Origin of the sequence: Streptomyces cylindrosporus (genome assembly GCF_022698165.1) — a bacterium.
Lineage (GTDB): Bacteria > Actinomycetota > Actinomycetes > Streptomycetales > Streptomycetaceae > Streptomyces > Streptomyces cylindrosporus.
In genome coordinates, this window is record NZ_JALDAY010000003.1 from 575871 (window position 1) to 594350 (window position 18480).

Below are 18480 nucleotides of genomic sequence, written 5' to 3' on the forward strand. Positions count from 1 at the left end.
CCGGCCTGCCGGGGTACCCGGTGGCCCGTCCGGACAGGGAAACGCGGCAGCCCGGAGGCCGACCCATGAGTGAGCGCGTCCACGAATCGAACCTCGACAGCCTGGTCGGGGCCCTGCGGGCCGAGACCGACGCCGAGGTCCGCTTCGATCCCGGCAGCCGGGGCGCCTACTCCACCGACGGCTCCAACTACCGGCAGGTCCCGCTCGGCGTGGTCGTCCCCCGCACCGTCGAGGCCGGCGCGCACGCCGTGCAGGTGTGCGCCCGCTTCGACGTGCCGGTGCTCTCCCGCGGCGGCGGCACCAGCCTCGCCGGGCAGACGACGAACGCGGCCGTGGTGATCGACTGGAGCAAGTACTGCCACGCCCTGGTCTCCGTGGACCCCGCCGCCCGCACCTGTGTGGTGGAGCCCGGCATCGTCCTGGACGAACTCGACCGGAGGCTCGCCGACCACCGTCTGAAGTTCGGCCCGAAGCCCTCGACGCACAGCCACTGCGCGCTCGGCGGCATGATCGGCAACAACTCGTGCGGGGCCTCCGCGCAGGCGTACGGGAAGACGGTCGACAACGTGCGCCGGCTGGAGGTGCTGACCTACGACGGGCTGCGGATGTGGGTGGGGCCCACCTCGAAGGCCGAGCGGGCCCGGATCGCCGCCGAGGGCGGGCGGCGGGCCGAGGTGTACGACGGTCTGGACCGGATCGTCGACGAGTACCTGGCGGACATCCGGCGCGGCTACCCGAAGATCCCGCGCCGGGTCTCCGGCTACAACCTCGACTCGCTGCTGCCGGAGAACGGCCTCGACGTGGCCAGGGCCCTGGTCGGCAGCGAGGGCACCCTGGTGACCGTCCTGCACGCCGAGCTGGACCTGGTCCCGGTGCCGCCGTACGAGTCGCTGCTGGTGCTCGGGTACGACGACATCTGCCGGGCCGCCGACGACGTACCCCACCTGCTGGAGCACTGCTCCCCCGGTCAACTGGAGGCCCTGGACGGGCGGATGGCGCAGCTGATGCGCGAGGAGCACGCCTACCTCGACTCGCTGGACGCGCTGCCCGAGGGGGACAGCTGGCTGCTGGTGCAGTTCATCGGGGACAGCCGGGACGACGTCGACGGACAGGCGCACGCCCTGCTGAAGGCGATCGGCCGGTCCGAGAAGGACGCCTCCGTCGCCTTCTCCGACGATCCGCGGCGCGAGCAGAAGATGCTCAAGGCCCGGGAGGCCGGGCTCGGGGTGACCGCGCGCCCGCCGGACGACCGGGAGACCTGGGAGGGCTGGGAGGACTCGGCCGTACCGCCGGAGCGGCTCGGCGACTATCTGCGGGACCTGAAGCGGCTGTTCGAGGAGTTCGACTACAACCACCCTTCGCTGTACGGGCACTTCGGGCAGGGGTGTGTGCACACCCGGATTCCGTTCGGGATGAGGACCGCGCAGGGCGTGGCGGACTTCCGGCGGTTCCTGGAGCGGGCCGCCGACCTCGTCGCCTCCTACGGGGGCTCGCTCTCCGGTGAGCACGGGGACGGGCAGGCGCGGGGCGAGCTGCTGACCCGGATGTTCGGCGAGCGGCTGGTGGCCGCCTTCGGGGAGTTCAAGGCCCTGTTCGATCCGGGCAACCGGATGAACCCCGGCAAGGTCGTCGACCCCCGACCGGTCGACGGACAGCTGCGCTTGGGGCCCGCCTGGCGGCCTGCGGCCGAGGAGACCCACTTCGGCTATCCGGAGGACGACCACTCCTTCACCCAGGCGGTGCTGCGCTGTGTCGGCATCGGCAACTGCCGTTCCCACCAGGGCGGGGTGATGTGCCCCTCGTACCGGGTCACGAAGGAGGAGGAGCACTCGACGCGGGGCCGGTCCCGGCTGCTGTTCGAGATGCTCGGCGGGCACGCCGACTCGACGGTGACCGACGGCTGGCGCTCGACCGAGGTGCGCGACGCCCTCGATCTCTGCCTGGCCTGCAAGGGCTGCAAGTCGGACTGTCCGACGGGTGTGGACATGGCCACGTACAAGGCGGAGTTCCTCGCCCACCACTACGAACGCCGGCTGCGTCCCGCCGCCCACTACTCGATGGGCTGGCTGCCCCTGTGGTCCCAACTCGCCACCCACGTACCGGCCTTGGCGAACAGCGCGCTGCACGCCCCGCTCCTCGGCCGGGCGGGCAAGCGGCTCGCCGGAGTGGACGAGGCACGGCAGGCCCCGGTGTTCGCCGGGCGGTCCTTCGTACGGTGGTGGCGGGCCCGCGGCGACGAGCGGCCGGACCCGGCCGACCCGTCGACGGTGGTCCTCTGGCCGGACACCTTCAGCAACTTCTTCCACCCGTCGGTTGCGATGTCGGCGGTACGGGTCCTGGAGGACGCCGGGTTCCGGGTCGCCGTGCCGACCAGGCCCGTGTGCTGCGGGCTGACCTGGATCTCCACCGGTCAACTGGACGTCGCCAAGCGGGTGTTGCGGCGCACCTTCGACGTCCTGCGGCCCTATCTGGACGCGGGCACGCCCGTCGTCGGCCTGGAGCCGTCCTGCACGGCCGTGTTCCGCGCCGACGCGCCCGAGCTGCTGCCGGACGACCAGGACGCGGGGCGGCTGGCCGGGCAGATGCGCACCTTCGCGGAGCAGCTCGTGCGGCACGCGCCCGAGGGGTGGCGGCCGCCGGAGCTGGGGCGCTCGGCGACCGTGCAGACCCACTGCCACCAGCACGCCGTCATGAAGTCCGACGCCGACCACGAACTCATGCGCCGCGCCCATCTGGACGCCGACGTCCTGGACGAGGGCTGCTGCGGGCTGGCCGGCAACTTCGGATTCGAGCGGGGCCACCACGAAGTCTCGCTGGCCGTCGGGGAGTTGGGCGTCCTGCCCGCCGTCCGCGCCGCCGCCCCCGACGCCCTGCTGCTGGCCGACGGGTTCAGCTGCCGCACCCAGATCGACCAGGGCGGCACCGGGCGGCACGCCCTGCACCTGGCCGAGGCGCTCGCCCTCGGCCTGGAGGGCCCGCTGCCGGGCGAGCGGCCGGAGCGCCTGGCCGACCGGCCCGAACGCCCCTCGCGCACGGCCCGCTGGGCCACCACCGCGCTTGCCGCGACCGCCGCGGCGGCGGGCGGCCGGGAGGCCGTGCGGCGGCTGCGCCGCCCGTGAAATCACTCCAACCGCACATGACTTGACGCCACTCGACGTCACTTGACGAAGGGAACCGACCATGTCGACGAAGGTCTCCGACTACATCCTCCAGCGGCTGCGCGAATGGGACGTGGACCATGTCTTCGCCTATCCGGGAGACGGCATCAACGGCCTCCTGGCGGCCTGGGGACGGGCGGACAACAAGCCGCGGTTCGTGCAGTCCCGCCACGAGGAGATGTCCGCCTTCGAAGCCGTCGGCTACGCCAAGTTCTCCGGCCGCGTCGGCGTCTGCGCCGCGACCTCGGGGCCCGGCGCGATCCATCTCCTCAACGGCCTGTACGACGCCAAGCTCGACCATGTGCCGGTGGTGGCGATCGTGGGGCAGACCAACCGCAGTGCGATGGGCGGCTCCTACCAGCAGGAGGTCGACCTGGTCAGCCTGTACAAGGACGTGGCCTCGGACTTCTGCGAGATGGTCACCGTGCCCGAGCAGCTGCCGAACGTGCTCGACCGGGCGCTGCGCACCGCCGTCGCGCGCCGCTCGGTGACGGCCGTGATCGTCCCGGCCGACGTGCAGGAACTCGACTACTCGCCGCCCGAGCACGCCTTCAAGATGGTGCCCTCCAGCCTCGGCATGTCGCACTACGCGCCCGTGCCCGACGACGAGGACCTGCAGAAGGCCGCCGATCTGCTCAACTCCGGTGGCAAGACGGCCATCTTGATCGGCCAGGGCGCGCGCGGGGCCCGCACCGAGGTCACCCAGGTCGCCGAGCGGCTGGGCGCCGGTGTCGCGAAGGCGCTGCTCGGCAAGGACGCCCTGGACGACGAGCTGCCGTATGTCACCGGCGCCATCGGGCTGCTCGGCACCCGGCCGTCGTACGAGATGATGCGGGACTGCGACACGCTGCTCGTCATCGGATCCTCCTTCCCCTACACGCAGTTCCTGCCGCAGTTCGGCAAGGCGCGGGCCGTGCAGATCGACATCGATCCGCACATGGTCGGGCTGCGCTATCCCTTCGAGGTCAACCTCGTCGGGGACGCGGCCCGGACGCTGCGCCGGCTGCTGCCGCTCCTCGACCAGATGGAGGACTCGGCCTGGCGCAAGAAGATCGAGGACAACGTCGCCCACTGGTGGGAGGTCATGGACCGGCGGGCCGCGGTCGAGGCCGATCCGATCAACCCGGAGCTGGTCGCCCACGCCCTGAACGACCTGCTCCCGGAGAACGTGATCCTGGCCGCCGACTCCGGGTCGGCCGCCAACTGGTACGCGCGGCACCTGAAGCTGCGGGGCGCGATGCGCGGTTCGCTGTCGGGGACCCTCGCGACGATGGGGCCGGGTGTGCCGTACGCCATCGGCGCCAAGTTCGCGCACGGGGACCGGCCGGCCATCGCGCTGGTCGGGGACGGCGCCATGCAGATGAACGGCATGGCCGAGCTGATCACGATCGCCAAGTACTGGCAGGACTGGGCGGATCCGCGGCTGATCGTCGCCGTCTTCAACAACCGGGACCTCAACCAGGTCACCTGGGAGATGCGGGCGATGTCCGGCGCCCCGCAGTTCCTGCCCTCGCAGTCGATCCCCGATGTCGCCTACGCCGACTTCGCCCGCTCCATCGGCCTGACCGGCATCCGGATCGAGAAGCCGGACGAGGTGGCCGGCGCCTGGCGGACGGCGCTGGCCGCGGACCGCCCGTGCGTCCTCGACTTCGTCACCGACCCCGCCGTACCCCCCATCCCGCCGCACGCCACCCTCGACCAGATCGAGGCGGCGGCCGCCGCGGTCCTCAAGGGCGACAGCGACCGCGCGGGCATGGTCCGCCAGGGCTTCAAGGCGAAGGTCCAGGAATTCCTCCCGCACCGGCACCGGGAGGAGTAGCGGCGGTCCTCCGGGTTCAACCGTTCGGTTGAACCCGGGTTCCGTCCTGTGGCTGTCGCTCGATCCGTACGGACGACGCGGTACCCCTCTCCGCCGGGCCAGACTGACGAACGCCCATGGCGCCCGGGCCGTACGTCACCCCCCCCCAGCAGAGAGGTCTCCGCAGCGTGTCCAGCTTCCCCAGCAGACGACGTGTCCTCACCACCGGGGCGGGCGCCGCCCTCGGTCTCGGCGTGGCCACCGCCAACGCCTCCGCCGCCCCGGCCGTCGCACAGCACTCCCCCGGCCCCGAGGAGACCCGCACCCTCGACGAGCTCTACCGGGCCGCGCTGAAGGAAGGCGGCAAGCTCGTCGTCTACGCCGGCGGCGACACCCCCACCCAGCAGGACGGCACCAAGGCCGCTTTCAAGGCCCGCTTCCCCGACATCGACCTGACCGTGGTCGTGGACTACAGCAAGTACCACGACGTCCGCGTGGACAACCAGTTCGCCACCGGCACCCTCGTCCCCGACGTCGTACAGCTGCAGACCCTTCAGGACTTCGTCCGCTGGAAGCAGCAGGGGAGGCTGCTGCACTACAGGCCGGCTGGGTTCTCGAAGCTGTACGACCGGTTCAGGGATCCGCAGGGGGCGTGGGTCGCCGTGGCGGTGATCGCGTTCAGCTTCATGTACGGCCCCGCGGCGGTCGGTCCGGACGCCCCCGCCACGCCGCTCGACCTGGTGGACCCGAGGTGGAAGGGGCGGATCGCCTCGTCGTACCCGCACGACGACGACGCCGTGCTGTACCTCTACTCCCTGTTCGCCCGGACGTACGGCTGGAGTTGGGTCGCCAAGCTCGCCGCGCAGGACGTGCGGTTCGCGCGCGGCAGCAACTCGCCCGGTGACGCCGTGCGCGCCGGGGAGCGGGCGATCGGCGTCGGCGGTGCGGGCAGCCTGGTCGCCCCGTCCTCGTCGCCCGTGCGGTTCGTGGTGCCCGAGAGGCATCCGTTCATGGCGTGGGGCCAGCGCGCCGCGATCCTGAAGCAGGCCGCGAACCCGACGGCCGCGAAGCTGTACCTCAACTGGCAGCTGTCCACGGCCACCCAGCAGAACGCCTTCAACGGCTGGTCGGTACGGACCGACGTCACCCCGGCCGGCGGTCTGAAGCCGATCTGGGAGTACCCCGACGCCCATCTCGACGGCTTCCCGGAGTTCATGGCCGACCGGGCCGGGGTGGAGCGCTGGAAGCAGACCTTCGCCCTGTACTTCGGCGAGGTGAAGGGCGACCCCACGCCCGGCTGGCCGGGACTGCGCCCGGGGGCCTGACGTGCCGCGGGGTCCCGGCCGCCCCCACTCCCGCGCCGGCGGCCGGGACCCCGCTCCTCACATCGCCCATACAGCCGACGGATAGACTCGGCCGCCCCGACGGATCGTCTCTCCAGGGGGTTTGCCGTGTCCGACCCGGGCCCCGCCCACCCGTCACCGCCGGTCCCCGGCAGCCGGTTCGCTCCCCGCCACCTGGCGCACCTGGTGTTCTTCCTCGTCGTCGGCGCCGCCCTGGTCCGGCTCGCGAGGCTGAACATCGCGCTGTGCTGGGACATCGTGACCGTCAGCACGCTGCTCGCCGCGACCTACGCGGCGGGCCTGCTGCTGTGGCGCCGGCTGGGCGCGCTCGCCCGGCACGCCTGGGTGGCGGCCCTGATCGTGCTGTGGGCCTACCTCGCGGCCCTGACTCCCCCGTCCCTGACCGGTGCCTACGTGTGGTGCGCGGTGCCGCTGGCCTGCGCGGCCCTGCGGGCGCTCGGACGCCGGGCGGCGCTGGTCGCGACGGGTGCCGTCACCCTCGTACTGATCTCCCAACTCACCAGGAGCGCGGGCGGGTTCGACCCGGAGCTGGTGCTGATCCCGGTGGCGGCGGTGTGGGGCACGGTGGCGCTGTACGGGGCGCAGCAGCGGGTCGCGGCCGAGCGGCAACGGCTGGTGGACGAGTTGCGCGGCACCCGTGAGGTGCTGGCCCGGGAGCAGCGGCGGGCCGGGGTGCTGGGCGAGCGCGAGCGCATCGCCCGGGACCTGCACGACACGCTCGCGCAGGAACTCTCCGGCAGCCTGATGCTGCTCCAGGCCGCCGAACGGGACTGGGAGGAGCGGCTGGACGTGGCGCGCACCCGGGTGCGGGCGGTCGCCGACGGTCTGGACGTGAGCCTCGCGGAGACCCGGCGGATGATCCGGGACCTCACCCCTTCCGCGGTCGCCGAGGAGGGGCTGGAGGGCGCCCTCGAACTGCTCTGCCTGCGGGCGCGGGAGGAGGGCGCGGCGCCGGACGTACGCTTCCGCTCGACCGGGGTCCACCGCCCCGACCTGGACGAACAGGCGGCGCTCACTCTGTTCCGGGTGGCGCAGGGCACCCTCGCCAACGTCCGCGAGCACGCCCGCGCGACCAGCCTCCTCGTCACGCTCCGCCAGGGCCCCGACCGGGTCGAGCTGGAGGTGCGCGACGACGGCATCGGCTTCGACCTCACCGCCTGCCCGACCCCGTCCGGCCGCGGCTTCGGCCTTCCGGCGGCACGGGCGCGGCTTCGGGAGTACGGCGGTGAGCTGACCGTCGACAGCGCCCCGAGCCGGGGCACCCGCGTCCGGGCCACGGTCCCCGCCCGCGCCCGGACCGGCGTACTGACGCTCCCGAGCCGGACGGCGGCGGCCCGTTGACCCCGCCCCCGCTCCGCCTCCTGATCGCCGACGACCACGCCGTCGTACGGGCGGGGCTGCGCGCCCTGCTGGAGGGCGAACCGGATCTCGACGTGATCGCGGAGGCGGGCGATCCCGCGGAGGCCGTCCGGCTCACGCTGTCGCTGGCACCGGACGTGGTGCTGATGGACCTGCGCTTCGAGAACGCGGGCCGGGGCACCGCCGTCCCCGACGGCGTCGAGGCGGTCCGCGCGCTCGCAGCGCGGGCCCCGGCGGTGCCCGTCGTCATGCTGACCAGTTATTCCGGACGCGCCGATGTCGTACGGGCGTTGGAGGCGGGCGCCCGCGGTTACGTCCTCAAGGCCGGCCCGCCCGAGGACCTCTTCCGGGCCGTACGCGGCGCGGCGGCGGGCGGGTTGGGGCTCGCGCCCGGGATCGTCGGCGGCCTGGTCGGCCAAGTGGCCGCGCCCGCGCCGGAGTTGACGGCCCGCGAGCGGGAGGTCGTCCGCCTGATGGCGGACGGCCACAGCAACCGCGCCATCGCGGAGTCCCTGTACCTGAGCGAGGCGACGGTCAAGACCCACCTGGTGCGCATCTACCGGAAGCTCGGCGTGGACAACAGGGCGGCGGCGGTGTCGGAGGCGGTGCGGCGGGGGTTGCTGGAGCTGACGTAGGGCCGGCCGGCGGCGGGTGGTGTCGGCGCGTCAGGCCACGGCGAGGCGGTTCACCAACAGCCGCACCCGCTGCTCGGCGTACTCCGGCGGCAGCCGGCCCGCTCGGGTCAGGGTCGCGATCCCGTGCAGGGACGCCCAGAACAGCTCGGTGAACAGTCCCGGGTCGACGCCGTCCCCGGCGACCTCGCCGAGGCTCTCCAGGAGTGCGGCGAAGGCGTCCTTCAGTGGCTCCGGGGTGTCCTCCCGCGCGTACGCCAGGCCGCCGTCGAGCTGGAACAGGGCGTCGTAGACCGCCGGGTTGCGCTCGGCGAAGTCGAGATACGCGCGGGCGAGCGCGGCGACCCGCTCGCGCGGCCCCGCCACGGCGGCGGTCGCGGCCCGCACCGCCGCGGCCATCTCGGTGGCGCCTTCGAGGGCGACGGCACCGATGATCTCCCGTTTGCCGCGGAAGTGGCTGTAGAGGACGGGCTGGCTGTACTCGATGCGCTCGGCGAGCCGCCGCGTCGTGACCGCGTCCCAGCCCTGCTGCTCGGCGAGTTCGCGGGCCGTCGCCACGATGAGGCGCTCACGCTCGGCCCGTTCGCGCCGCTTGCGTTCCTGTACCGACATGACACGGATCCTAGCACCGCTAGACAAGCGAGCGACAGCAGGTCTAGCGTTGCCTCATCGCCTAGCAACGCTAGCCAAACGGAGGGATCGTCATGCTCAACGCACTCGGGGTCGTCACCACCGTCGTCGTCGGCCTGATGGTGGGGGTGGAGTTCTCCGTCGCCTTCATCATGAACCGGATCCTGGACGCGCTTCCCGAGGACAGCGGCCAGCTCGGCCACGCGCACGGCGGCCGGATGCTCGGCGCGCTGATGCCGTTCTGGTACATCGGCTCCCTCGTCCTCAGCGCGATCTGGGCCATGGCCGGATGGCCCCACGACGGCGCCGGACTGGTCGCCACCGCCGCCGGACTGCTGATCGTCAGCGTGGTCATGTCGATACTGCTGCTCGTCCCGATCAACAACCGGAACAGGACCTGGACCCCCGAGAACCGCCCGGCGGACTGGAAGGACCAGCTCAACCGCTGGAACCGCTACCACTACGTCCGCGTGGCCGTCATCATCGCCGCCTTCACCCTGCTGGTCACCGCCCTGTCCTGACGCCCGCGGCGGCAACACCGCCGCCGAAGGGGGAGGTAGGACCAGGCCTCGGCGGCCGGGCCGCGGTGTCGTCAGCCTCGGCCGCCCAGCATGATCTTCCACACCCGCGTCGCCACCTGGAGACTGAGCCGGGTGTCCACGTCCGCGAGGTCGCGCCCGCCGATCTCGCGGATGCGCTGGAGCCGGTAGCGCAGGGTGCTGCGGTGGACGGTCAGGGCGGCGGCGGTCTCGTCGTAGTTGCCGCCGCAGTCGAAGTACCGCGAGAGCGTCTCCACCATCTGCGTGCCGTGCTGTTCGTCGTAGTCGATGAGCGTGCCGAGCCATTCCCCCACGAACGCCTCGAGTTCGCGGCGGTCGCTCCCGGGTCCGAGGATCCGGTACAGCCCGAGGTCGTCGAAGAACGTCGCCCCGTCCCGCTCGCGCGACTGCCGCCGCACTTCCAGCGCGCGCAGCGCCTCCTGATAGCGGCGCGGAATGCTTGCGGGGGACTCGCAGCGGCGGCTCACCCCGATCGCCCCGTCGCGCGTCCCGAGCTCGCGGGACAGCGCCGCGTGCAGGGCGTCGCCGTTCGGTTTCACCTCGGCCAGCAGCACCACCCGGCCGCCGCGACGCGTCACCAGGGCCCGGACGCCCACCGTCGCCGCCGCTCGTTCGACGGCCTGGGTGAAGGAGTCGTCCGCCGTCCTGCCCCACCAGTTCACCACGATGACGTGGTGCGCCCGGTGCAGATCGTGCCCGACCGCCTCGGATCTGGCGTAGGCGCTCGCCTCGTCCGTGCCTTCCAGCAGGTCCTCGAGCAGCTGGCGGCGCAGCCGCAGCTCCACTTCGGCGAGACCGCGCACATGAGCCAGCTCCAGGGCGAGCGACCGCACGGCGTGCTCCAGGGCGAACAGGGTGCGCTCGTCCGCCGTCCCGTCCGGGTCCACGACGGCGAGCACGCCGAGGACCTCGCCGCGGGGACGGGCCAGAGCGATCAGCCGGTCCTTGATCCTGACCGGCCCGGGGCCGAGGGCCACCTGCCTCAGCACCTCCTGCCGACGCTCCGCCGGTGGTGCCGGGGAGTCACCGGGCCGGCCCGGACCGGCCCAGGACCGGAGGTTCCCGAACCGGTCCTCGGCGACCGCGGCCAGACCCGTGAGCTCGTACAGGGCGTGGGTGATGGCGTCCTCGCCGCCGCCCCCGGCGGCGACCTCGGCGAGTGTCTCGTGGACGATCCGCTGGTGCCGCATCTCGGACCGGAGTGAGTCGAGCCGCTGGACCGCGGTGGCGTGCTCCTCCCGCAGCCGGCTCAGCTCCAGGGCGTCGTGCTGCTGCCGGTGCCCCGCGGCCGCGAGGGACAGCGCCGCGGAGGTGAGCCGTATCAGCCTGCCGATCAGGAGGTCGTCCTGCTCACTGGGCCGCTGCCGGGACGAGACCACGAGGTAACCGAGCAGGCGGCCGAACCCGCGCAGCCCGAACGCCCAGCCCCACAGCCGCGTGGGGACGGCGACCGGACCGTCGGCCTCGGCCAGCTCCCGCACCCGCCGGTCGACGGCCTCGCCCCCGGCGGAGTCGCGGGAGGGGACCCGGACGATCCCGTCGCCGGACAGGAGATAGCCCGCCTCCAGGCGGAACGGGGCGAGGGCGCCGACCTGGGCCATGGCCATGCGGAGAATCTCGCTGCCGTCCGTGCTGCGGAACAGAAGGTCACAGAGCGCAAGCAGCCCGTGCGGATCCGAGTCCCCGGGCGGCTGACGGGCCTCCTGCTGCTCGCGATGAAACAACGCCTGCTTCCTACGGCCGGCCATACGACCACTCCGTTCTCACCGGCGTCGGAGACGCGGTCGAGCAAGCGCCGTGTACCCCGCCGACGCCGGTCCATCCGGCAGGGGCCCGTCCCGGCTGTCTCGTCCTCGCAGACCGACCGGACGAGCCGCGTTTCGACCTGCCAGGAGCAGGCACGACGCCCTTCCGGGTCGCCAGTCTGGGTCCACGGGACCACTGGGCGAACCCTCCGGTTGAGAGGGGGCCGTCGTCGGCCAGGACGTGCAGCTGGTCGAGCAGGTGAGACCGAACCCGCGGAAGGAGTTCCCCATGGCCAAGGCAGTCGGAATCGACCTCGGCACCACGAACTCGGTGATCGCCGCCTGGGAGGGCGGTGAGCCGTCGGTCGTGCCCAACAGCGAGGGAAACCGCACGACTCCGTCCGTGGTCGCCTTCACCGACACCGGTGAGCGCCTGGTGGGTCAGCTCGCCCGGCGCCAGGCGATCCTCAACCCCAAGGGCACCATCTACTCGGCCAAGCGCTTCATCGGCCGGCGCTTCGACGAGATCTCCGAGGAGGCCAAGGCGGTCGGATACGACGTCGTCGAGGGCGACGGCGGCGCCGCCCGCTTCAAGGTGCGCGACAAGCTCTACGCACCCGAGGAGATCAGCGCACAGGTACTGCGCAAGCTGGCCGACGACGCCTCCAAGCAGCTGGGCGAAAAGGTCACGGAGGCCGTCATCACCGTGCCCGCCTACTTCAACGACGCCCAGCGCACCGCCACCAGGGACGCCGGCCGGATCGCCGGCCTGGAGGTACTGCGGATCATCAACGAGCCGACCGCGGCCGCCCTCGCCTACGGCATGGACAAGAAGGAGCACGAGACGGTGCTCGTCTTCGACCTGGGCGGCGGCACCTTCGACGTGAGCATCCTGGACGTCGGCGACGGCGTGGTCGAGGTGCGGTCCACCGCCGGGGACAGCCATCTGGGCGGCGACGACTTCGACCGCCGTCTGGTGGACCACCTCGCGGACGGCTTCCAGAAGGACAACGGCATCGACCTGCGCAAGGATCCGCAGGCTCTGCAGCGCCTGTTCGAGGCTGCCGAGAAGGCCAAGACCGAGCTCAGTTCGGTGACGCAGACGCAGGTCAGCCTGCCGTTCATCACGGCTGACGCGTCCGGGCCGAAGCATCTGACCCAGACGATCATGCGGTCCACGTTCGAGCAGATCACCGGCGATCTTGTCGAGCGCTGCCTCGGCCCGGTCAAGCAGGCCATGGGCGACGCGAAAGTCGGCGAGAACGACATCGACGAGGTCATCCTCGTCGGCGGTTCCACCCGTATCCCCGCCGTCCAGGCACTGGTGCGGCGGCTGACCGGCGGCAAGGACCCGAACATGAGCGTCAACCCCGACGAGGTCGTGGCCATGGGCGCCGCGATCCAGGCGGGGGTACTCAAGGGCGAGGTCAAGGACGTCCTGCTGCTGGACGTGACACCGCTGTCACTCGGAGTGGAGACGCGTGGCGGTGTCATGACGAAGATCATCGAACGGAACACCACGATCCCGGTGCGCCGTACCGAGACCTTCAGCACGGCCACCGACAACCAGCCCGCCGTGGATGTCGTCGTCCTCCAGGGCGAGCGCGAACTCGCCGCCGACAACCGGGTCCTGGGCCGCTTCCAGCTCACCGACATCCGCCAGGCCCCGCGCGGCGAGCCGCAGATCGAGGTCACCTTCGACATCGACGCCAACGGCATCCTCAACGTCACCGCCCGGGACCGGGACACCGGCAAGGAGCAGGGCATCACCATCAGCGAGAGCTCCAACCTCGACCGCGGCGAGGTCGAGCGCATGGTCGAGGAGGCCGAGCGCAACCGGAACCAGGACCAGGCGCTGCGCGAGGCGGTCGACGCCCGCAACGAGCTGGACGCGATCGCCTACCAGGTCGAGAAGCGACTGGGCGAGCTGGGCGATTCCGCGCCCGCGCACGAGAAGGCCCGCGCCGAGATGCTGGTGGCCGAGGCCCGCGACGCGGTCAAGAACGAGGCCGGTGTCGACAAGGTCCGGCCGCTGACCTCGGAGCTCCAGCAGGTCTTCGCGGGCCTGGCGGCGCACCGGGCCGGAGCGTCGGCGGGCGGCCCGTCGGACGCCGGATCGCCGGACGGTGCCGGGCCGGACGGATCCGCGCCGGGCGGCGCCGGGGGCGACGACGACGTGATCGACGCCGAGTTCGACAAGGGCTGAGGTGCCGGCCATGCCCACCCACCCCCAGGCACCCGACCCGCCGCCGGAAGGCGCCGTACAGCCGCCGCGCGGGGACCTGTCCCCGCCCGGACCGCCGGCCGAGGAGGCCGCACCGGGCCCGGACGCGGCCACCGCCGGCCCCGCCGCGGCCGACGACGAGTACGCGGCCGCGCTGAAGGACCTGGAGGACCGCTGGCGCCGCGCCCTGGCCGACCTCGACAACCTCCGCAAACGCCATGCCAGGGAGCTGGAGCGGGAACGCGCGGCCGAACGGGCGCGCACAGCGGCGGCGTTCCTTCAGGTCGTCGACAACCTCGAACTCGCCCTGAGCCACGCGGCCGCCGACCCGGGAGCGATCGTCGAGGGCGTCCGGGCCGTGCGTGACCAGGCCGTGGACGTCCTCGAACGCCTCGGCTACCCGCGCGACGACGCTACAGGTGTGGCCTTCGACCCCACCCGGCACGAGGTCGTCGGCGTCGTCCAGGACCCCGGCGCCGAACCGAACACCGTGGTCCAGGTCGTCCGCCCCGGCTACGGGGCGGACGGGCGGCAGCTGCGGCCGGCCGCCGTGACCGTGGCGAAGCGGGAGTGAGCGGCGATGGCACGCGACTTCTACGAGGTCCTCGGCGTCGGACGGGGCGCCGACCGGGACGAGATCCAGCGGGCCTACCGCACCCTGGCCCGCAAGTACCACCCCGACGTCAACAAGGATCCGGCGGCGGAGGACCGGTTCAAGGAGATCAACGAGGCGTTCAGTGTGCTGTCCGACCCCGAACAGCGAGCCCGCTACGACCGGTTCGGCGAGGACTTCCGGAAGGTCCCCGAGGACTGGGAGGAGCGGGTCGGTGCAGGCGCCGGAGGCGGAGGCTTCCGCTGGTCCTCCGGGACGGGTGGTCCGCGCGTCCGGTACGGCACCACCGGTTTCGGCGACGAAGGCGCCGAGGGTTTCGGGGGTGCCGAAGGCGTCGGGGGCGTCGACTTCGAGGACCTGTTCGGCTCGCTCTTCGGCGGTGCCGGGCGGATGCGCGTCCCCGGAGCCGACCAGGAGGCCGAACTGCCGCTCACCGTCGAGGAGGCGTACCGCGGCGGCCGCCGGACGGTCACCCTCGCCGGTCCCGGCGGGCAGCGGCGCTACGACGTCGACGTGCCGCCCGGGGTCACGGACGGGCAGCGCATCCGGCTCGCGGGCGAGGGCGGCCGCGGCAATGGCGACGCCCCCGCCGGAGACCTGTATCTGCGGGTGCGGATCCGGCCGCACCCCCAGTTCCGACTCGACGGCCGGGACGTCCACGTGCAGCTTCCGGTCACCCCCTGGGAGGCCGCGCTGGGCGCGACCGTGCCGGTGCCGACCCCGAGCGGCGCCACCGCCAAGGTGACCGTGCCCGCGGGATCCTCCAGCGGCCGGCGGCTCCGGCTGCGCGGCGAGGGCATGCCGGCCCCCCGGGGCGCGGGCGGCGATCTGTACGCCGAGCTCCGGATCATGGTGCCGCCCCAACTCGGCGACCGGGAGCGCGAGTTGTTCGAGGAACTCGCCGCCGTCTCCTCGTTCGACCCCAGGAGGACCCGATGAGCGACCGACCGGCAAGGACTCGCCGGGCGCCGGAGCGGACGGCCCCGGTGGCAGCGCGCGGGCCGTACGCGATCGTGCCCGTGCCCAGGCTCTCCCTGGACACCGTGGCCCGCCGCTCGGGCCTCCATCCCGATCTGATCCGCCGGTTCGTGGCCCTCGGGCTGGTGGACGCCGACCGCGACGCCTCCGGACGGCTGGCGTTCGCCCCCACGGCACCGGCCGACCTGGCCCGCATCCAGCGGCTGCGTACCGGACTGTGCCTCAACTACGCGTCCCTCGGCCTGGTGCTCGACCTGCTCGACCGCATCAGCCTGCTCGAAGCCGCGCTGCGCCGCGCCGGAACGAGGAGTGATCCACCACCATGGACATGAACCGCCTGACCCAGAAGTCCCAGGAAGCCCTGCAGGAGGCGCAGACCCTTGCCATCAGCATGGGGCAGACCGAAGTCGACGGCGAACACCTGCTGCTGGCGCTCCTCGACCAGGAGGACGGCCTGGTCCCGCGGCTGCTGCAGCAGGCGGGCACCGAGCCGAAGGAGGTCCGCGCGGCCGTACGCGAGGACCTGTCCCGTCGGCCCAGGGTGACCGGTCCCGGCGCGGCCCCCGGCCAGGTCTTCGTCACCCAGCGGCTGGCCCGGCTGCTGGACGCCGCCGAGCGGGAGGCCAAACGCCTCAAGGACGAGTACGTGTCGGTGGAGCACCTGCTGCTCGCCCTGGCCGAGGAGGGGTCGGCGACCGCGGCGGGGCGCCTGCTCAAGGAGCACGGTGTGACCCGTGAGTCGTTCCTGGGCGCGCTGACCCGGATACGCGGCAACCAGCGCGTCACCTCCGCCAACCCCGAAGTGGCGTACGAGGCCCTGGAGAAGTACGGCCGCGACCTGGTCGCCGAGGCCCGGCAGGGCAAGCTCGACCCGGTCATCGGCCGGGACGCCGAGATCCGCCGTGTCACCCAGATCCTCAGCCGCAAGTCGAAGAACAACCCCGTCCTCATCGGCGACCCGGGTGTCGGCAAGACCGCCATCGTCGAGGGCCTCGCCCAGCGCATCGTGCGCGGCGACGTACCCGAAGGGCTGCGCGAGAAGACGGTGTTCGCCCTCGACATGGGCTCGCTGGTGGCCGGCGCCAAGTACCGCGGCGAGTTCGAGGAACGCCTCAAGGCCGTCCTCGCCGAGGTCAAGGCCGGCGAGGGACGGATCCTGCTCTTCGTCGACGAACTGCACACCGTCGTCGGGGCGGGCGCCGCCGAGGGCGCCGTGGACGCGGGCAACATGCTCAAGCCGATGCTGGCGCGCGGCGAGCTGCACATGATCGGCGCGACCACGCTGGACGAGTACCGGCAGCACATCGAGAAGGACGCCGCGCTCGAACGCCGCTTCCAGCAGGTGCTGGTCGACGAGCCCAGCGTGGAGGACACCATCTCGATCCTGCGCGGCCTGCGCGAGCGCCTGGAGGTCTTCCACGGCGTCAAGATCCAGGACACGGCGCTGGTCGCGGCGGCGACCCTGTCGCACCGGTACATCACCGACCGCTTCCTGCCCGACAAGGCCATCGACCTCGTCGACGAGGCGTGCGCCCGGCTGCGTACCGAGATCGACTCCATGCCCGCGGAACTGGACGAGATCACCCGGCGCGTGACCCGCCTTGAGATCGAGGAGGCGGCGCTGTCCAAGGAGACCGACGCGGCCAGCCGGGCCCGACTGGAGGAACTGCGCAAGGAGTTGGCGGATCTGCGGGCCGAGGCCGACGCCAAGCACGCCCAGTGGGAGGCCGAACGCCAGGGCATCCGCCGGGTGCAGGACCTGCGCCAGGAACTGGAACAGGTCCGCTTCGAGGCGGAGGAGGCCGAGCGGGCCTACGACCTCAACCGGGCCGCCGAGCTCCGCTACGGCCGCCTCCAGGACCTGGAGCGCCGACTGGCCGCGGAGGAGGAGCAGTTGACGGCCAAGCAGGGCCAGAACCGGCTGCTGCGGGAGGTCGTCACCGAGGAGGAGATCGCCGAGATCGTGGCCGCGTGGACCGGCATCCCCGTCGCCCGCCTCCAGGAGGGCGAGCGGGAGAAGCTGCTGCGCCTGGACGAGATCCTGCGCGAGCGGGTCATCGGCCAGGACGAGGCGGTCAAGCTGGTGGCGGACGCCGTCATCCGGGCCCGCTCCGGCATCCGCGACCCGCGCCGGCCCATCGGCTCGTTCATCTTCCTCGGCCCCACCGGCGTCGGAAAGACCGAGCTGGCCAAGACCCTCGCCCGGGCCCTGTTCGACTCCGAGGACAACATGGTCCGCCTCGACATGAGCGAGTACCAGGAGCGGCACACCGTCAGCCGGCTGATGGGGGCGCCGCCCGGATACGTCGGCTACGAGGAGGGCGGCCAGCTCACCGAGGCCGTACGCCGCAAGCCGTACTCGGTCGTGCTGTTCGACGAGGTCGAGAAGGCGCACACCGACGTCTTCAACACCCTGCTGCAGATCCTCGACGACGGCCGTATCACCGACGCCCAGGGCCGCACCGTCGACTTCCGCAACACCGTGATCATCATGACGTCCAACATCGGCTCCCAGCACCTCCTCGACGGCGCGACAGCCGAGGGCGAGATCAAGCCGGACGCGCGGGCGCTGGTGATGGGCGAGCTGCGCGGCCACTTCCGGCCGGAGTTCCTCAACCGGGTCGACGACATCGTGCTGTTCAAGCCCCTGGGCGAGGCCCAGATCGAGCGGATCGTGGAGCTGCAGTTCGACGAGCTGCGCCGCCGGCTCGCCGAGCGCCGTATCACCGTCGAACTCACCGACGCCGCCCGGGAGTTCATCGCCCACCAGGGCTACGACCCGGTCTACGGGGCGCGCCCGCTGCGCCGCTACATCTCCCACGAGGTCGAAACGCTCGTCGGCCGGGCCCTGCTGCGCGGCGACGTCCAGGACGGCGCCACCGTCCGGGTCGACGCCCGGCAGCACGAGCTCGTCGTCACCTACGACCGCCCCGAGGGCGCCGAGGAGGCGAGGGCGGCATGACCACCCGGCACGCGACGACCGTCACCTGTCCGCACTGCGGCCGCGCCAACCGCGTGCCCCCGGCCGCCGAGGGAAGGCCCAGGTGCGGCAACTGCAAACAGCCCCTGCCCTGGATCGTGGACGCGGGCGACGACGACTTCGCCGAGGTCGTCGAGAAGGCCACGGTGCCCGTCGTGGTCGACCTGTGGGCGACCTGGTGCGGCCCCTGCCGCATGGTCAGCCCGGCGCTGGAGCAGGTCGCCGGCGAGCTCGCGGGCCGCATCAAGCTGGCCAAGGTCGACATCGACAAGAACCCGCAGCTGGCACGGCGGTTCGAAGTCCAGGCCGTACCGACACTGCTGGTCCTCGACCAGGGAAGGACCATCGCCCGGCAGGCGGGAGCCGCGCCCGCACCCGCCCTGCGCCAGTGGGTCGAACAGTCGCTCGCCGGCCGGCAGCCGGCTCCCGGAGGTTGAAT

The 18480-nt window shown here is 72.4% G+C and carries 14 protein-coding genes; 12 read left to right on the forward strand and 2 right to left on the reverse strand.

Annotated features, from left to right (window positions below; genetic code table 11):
* Window positions 1-65 precede the first annotated feature (65 nt).
* The 5 genes from MQP27_RS11945 (at window position 66) to MQP27_RS11965 (ending at window position 8314) form a co-directional block, all read left to right on the forward strand.
* Window positions 66-3119 (forward strand): FAD-binding and (Fe-S)-binding domain-containing protein, encoded by a 3054-nt coding sequence (locus tag MQP27_RS11945; protein WP_242764750.1) that lies wholly within the window; start codon window positions 66-68, stop codon window positions 3117-3119.
* Between the two features lie 61 nt (window positions 3120-3180).
* Window positions 3181-4977: a thiamine pyrophosphate-requiring protein gene (locus tag MQP27_RS11950; RefSeq protein WP_242764752.1), complete on the forward strand. Its 1797-nt coding sequence runs from the start codon at window positions 3181-3183 to the stop codon at window positions 4975-4977.
* A gap of 167 nt (window positions 4978-5144) precedes the next feature.
* Entirely contained in the window at window positions 5145-6281 is a 1137-nt protein-coding gene (locus MQP27_RS11955) for an ABC transporter substrate-binding protein (RefSeq protein WP_242764754.1), read from the forward strand.
* A 126-nt stretch (window positions 6282-6407) separates the two neighbouring features.
* A complete protein-coding gene (locus tag MQP27_RS11960; RefSeq protein ID WP_242764756.1) occupies window positions 6408-7661 on the forward strand; it encodes a sensor histidine kinase in 1254 nt (417 codons plus the stop codon).
* Window positions 7658-8314 (forward strand): response regulator transcription factor, encoded by a 657-nt coding sequence (locus MQP27_RS11965; protein WP_242764758.1) that lies wholly within the window; start codon window positions 7658-7660, stop codon window positions 8312-8314. Before MQP27_RS11960 ends, MQP27_RS11965 begins: the two co-directional genes overlap by 4 nt.
* A gap of 30 nt (window positions 8315-8344) precedes the next feature.
* Here MQP27_RS11965 and MQP27_RS11970 read toward each other — a convergent pair whose 3' ends face one another.
* Window positions 8345-8923: a TetR/AcrR family transcriptional regulator gene (locus MQP27_RS11970; protein ID WP_242764760.1), complete on the reverse strand. Its 579-nt coding sequence runs from the start codon at window positions 8921-8923 to the stop codon at window positions 8345-8347.
* Between the two features lie 92 nt (window positions 8924-9015).
* Between MQP27_RS11970 and MQP27_RS11975 the strand changes: the two genes are divergently transcribed.
* A complete protein-coding gene (locus MQP27_RS11975; protein WP_242764762.1) occupies window positions 9016-9462 on the forward strand; it encodes an anthrone oxygenase family protein in 447 nt (148 codons plus the stop codon).
* 71 nt (window positions 9463-9533) lie between these two features.
* Here MQP27_RS11975 and MQP27_RS11980 read toward each other — a convergent pair whose 3' ends face one another.
* A complete protein-coding gene (locus tag MQP27_RS11980; RefSeq protein ID WP_242764764.1) occupies window positions 9534-11249 on the reverse strand; it encodes a PucR family transcriptional regulator in 1716 nt (571 codons plus the stop codon).
* 286 nt (window positions 11250-11535) lie between these two features.
* Between MQP27_RS11980 and dnaK the strand changes: the two genes are divergently transcribed.
* From dnaK to trxA, 6 genes are read left to right on the forward strand one after another with little or no spacing between them, the layout of a single operon-like run.
* A complete protein-coding gene (gene dnaK / locus MQP27_RS11985; RefSeq protein WP_242764766.1) occupies window positions 11536-13452 on the forward strand; it encodes a molecular chaperone DnaK in 1917 nt (638 codons plus the stop codon).
* 10 nt (window positions 13453-13462) lie between these two features.
* A complete protein-coding gene (locus MQP27_RS11990; RefSeq protein ID WP_242764768.1) occupies window positions 13463-14044 on the forward strand; it encodes a nucleotide exchange factor GrpE in 582 nt (193 codons plus the stop codon).
* Window positions 14045-14050: 6 nt separating this feature from the next.
* Entirely contained in the window at window positions 14051-15022 is a 972-nt protein-coding gene (locus MQP27_RS11995) for a DnaJ C-terminal domain-containing protein (RefSeq protein ID WP_242764770.1), read from the forward strand.
* Window positions 15019-15393 (forward strand): chaperone modulator CbpM, encoded by a 375-nt coding sequence (locus MQP27_RS12000; protein ID WP_242764772.1) that lies wholly within the window; start codon window positions 15019-15021, stop codon window positions 15391-15393. The genes MQP27_RS11995 and MQP27_RS12000 overlap by 4 nt, the downstream gene beginning before the upstream one ends.
* Window positions 15384-18023, forward strand: coding sequence for an ATP-dependent chaperone ClpB (gene clpB, locus MQP27_RS12005; protein WP_242764774.1), 2640 nt, complete (start codon window positions 15384-15386; stop codon window positions 18021-18023). Before MQP27_RS12000 ends, clpB begins: the two co-directional genes overlap by 10 nt.
* Window positions 18020-18478 carry a thioredoxin gene (trxA, locus tag MQP27_RS12010; RefSeq protein ID WP_242764776.1) on the forward strand — a complete coding sequence of 153 codons (459 nt, stop codon included), beginning with the start codon at window positions 18020-18022 and terminating at the stop codon, window positions 18476-18478. The genes clpB and trxA overlap by 4 nt, the downstream gene beginning before the upstream one ends.
* Window positions 18479-18480: the final 2 nt, after the last annotated feature.

Excerpts from the sequence above, each read along its gene's own strand:
- MQP27_RS11980 (WP_242764764.1), bottom strand. The coding sequence starts at position 11,249 with ATGGCCGGCCGTAGGAAGCAGGCGTTGTTTCATCGCGAGCAGCAGGAG.
- trxA (WP_242764776.1), top strand. The coding sequence starts at position 18,020 with ATGACCACCCGGCACGCGACGACCGTCACCTGTCCGCACTGCGGCCGC.
- dnaK (WP_242764766.1), top strand. The coding sequence starts at position 11,536 with ATGGCCAAGGCAGTCGGAATCGACCTCGGCACCACGAACTCGGTGATC.
- MQP27_RS11990 (WP_242764768.1), top strand. The coding sequence starts at position 13,463 with ATGCCCACCCACCCCCAGGCACCCGACCCGCCGCCGGAAGGCGCCGTA.
- clpB (WP_242764774.1), top strand. The coding sequence starts at position 15,384 with ATGGACATGAACCGCCTGACCCAGAAGTCCCAGGAAGCCCTGCAGGAG.
- MQP27_RS11995 (WP_242764770.1), top strand. The coding sequence starts at position 14,051 with ATGGCACGCGACTTCTACGAGGTCCTCGGCGTCGGACGGGGCGCCGAC.
- MQP27_RS11945 (WP_242764750.1), top strand. The coding sequence starts at position 66 with ATGAGTGAGCGCGTCCACGAATCGAACCTCGACAGCCTGGTCGGGGCC.
- MQP27_RS11950 (WP_242764752.1), top strand. The coding sequence starts at position 3,181 with ATGTCGACGAAGGTCTCCGACTACATCCTCCAGCGGCTGCGCGAATGG.
- MQP27_RS12000 (WP_242764772.1), top strand. The coding sequence starts at position 15,019 with ATGAGCGACCGACCGGCAAGGACTCGCCGGGCGCCGGAGCGGACGGCC.
- MQP27_RS11975 (WP_242764762.1), top strand. The coding sequence starts at position 9,016 with ATGCTCAACGCACTCGGGGTCGTCACCACCGTCGTCGTCGGCCTGATG.
- MQP27_RS11970 (WP_242764760.1), bottom strand. The coding sequence starts at position 8,923 with ATGTCGGTACAGGAACGCAAGCGGCGCGAACGGGCCGAGCGTGAGCGC.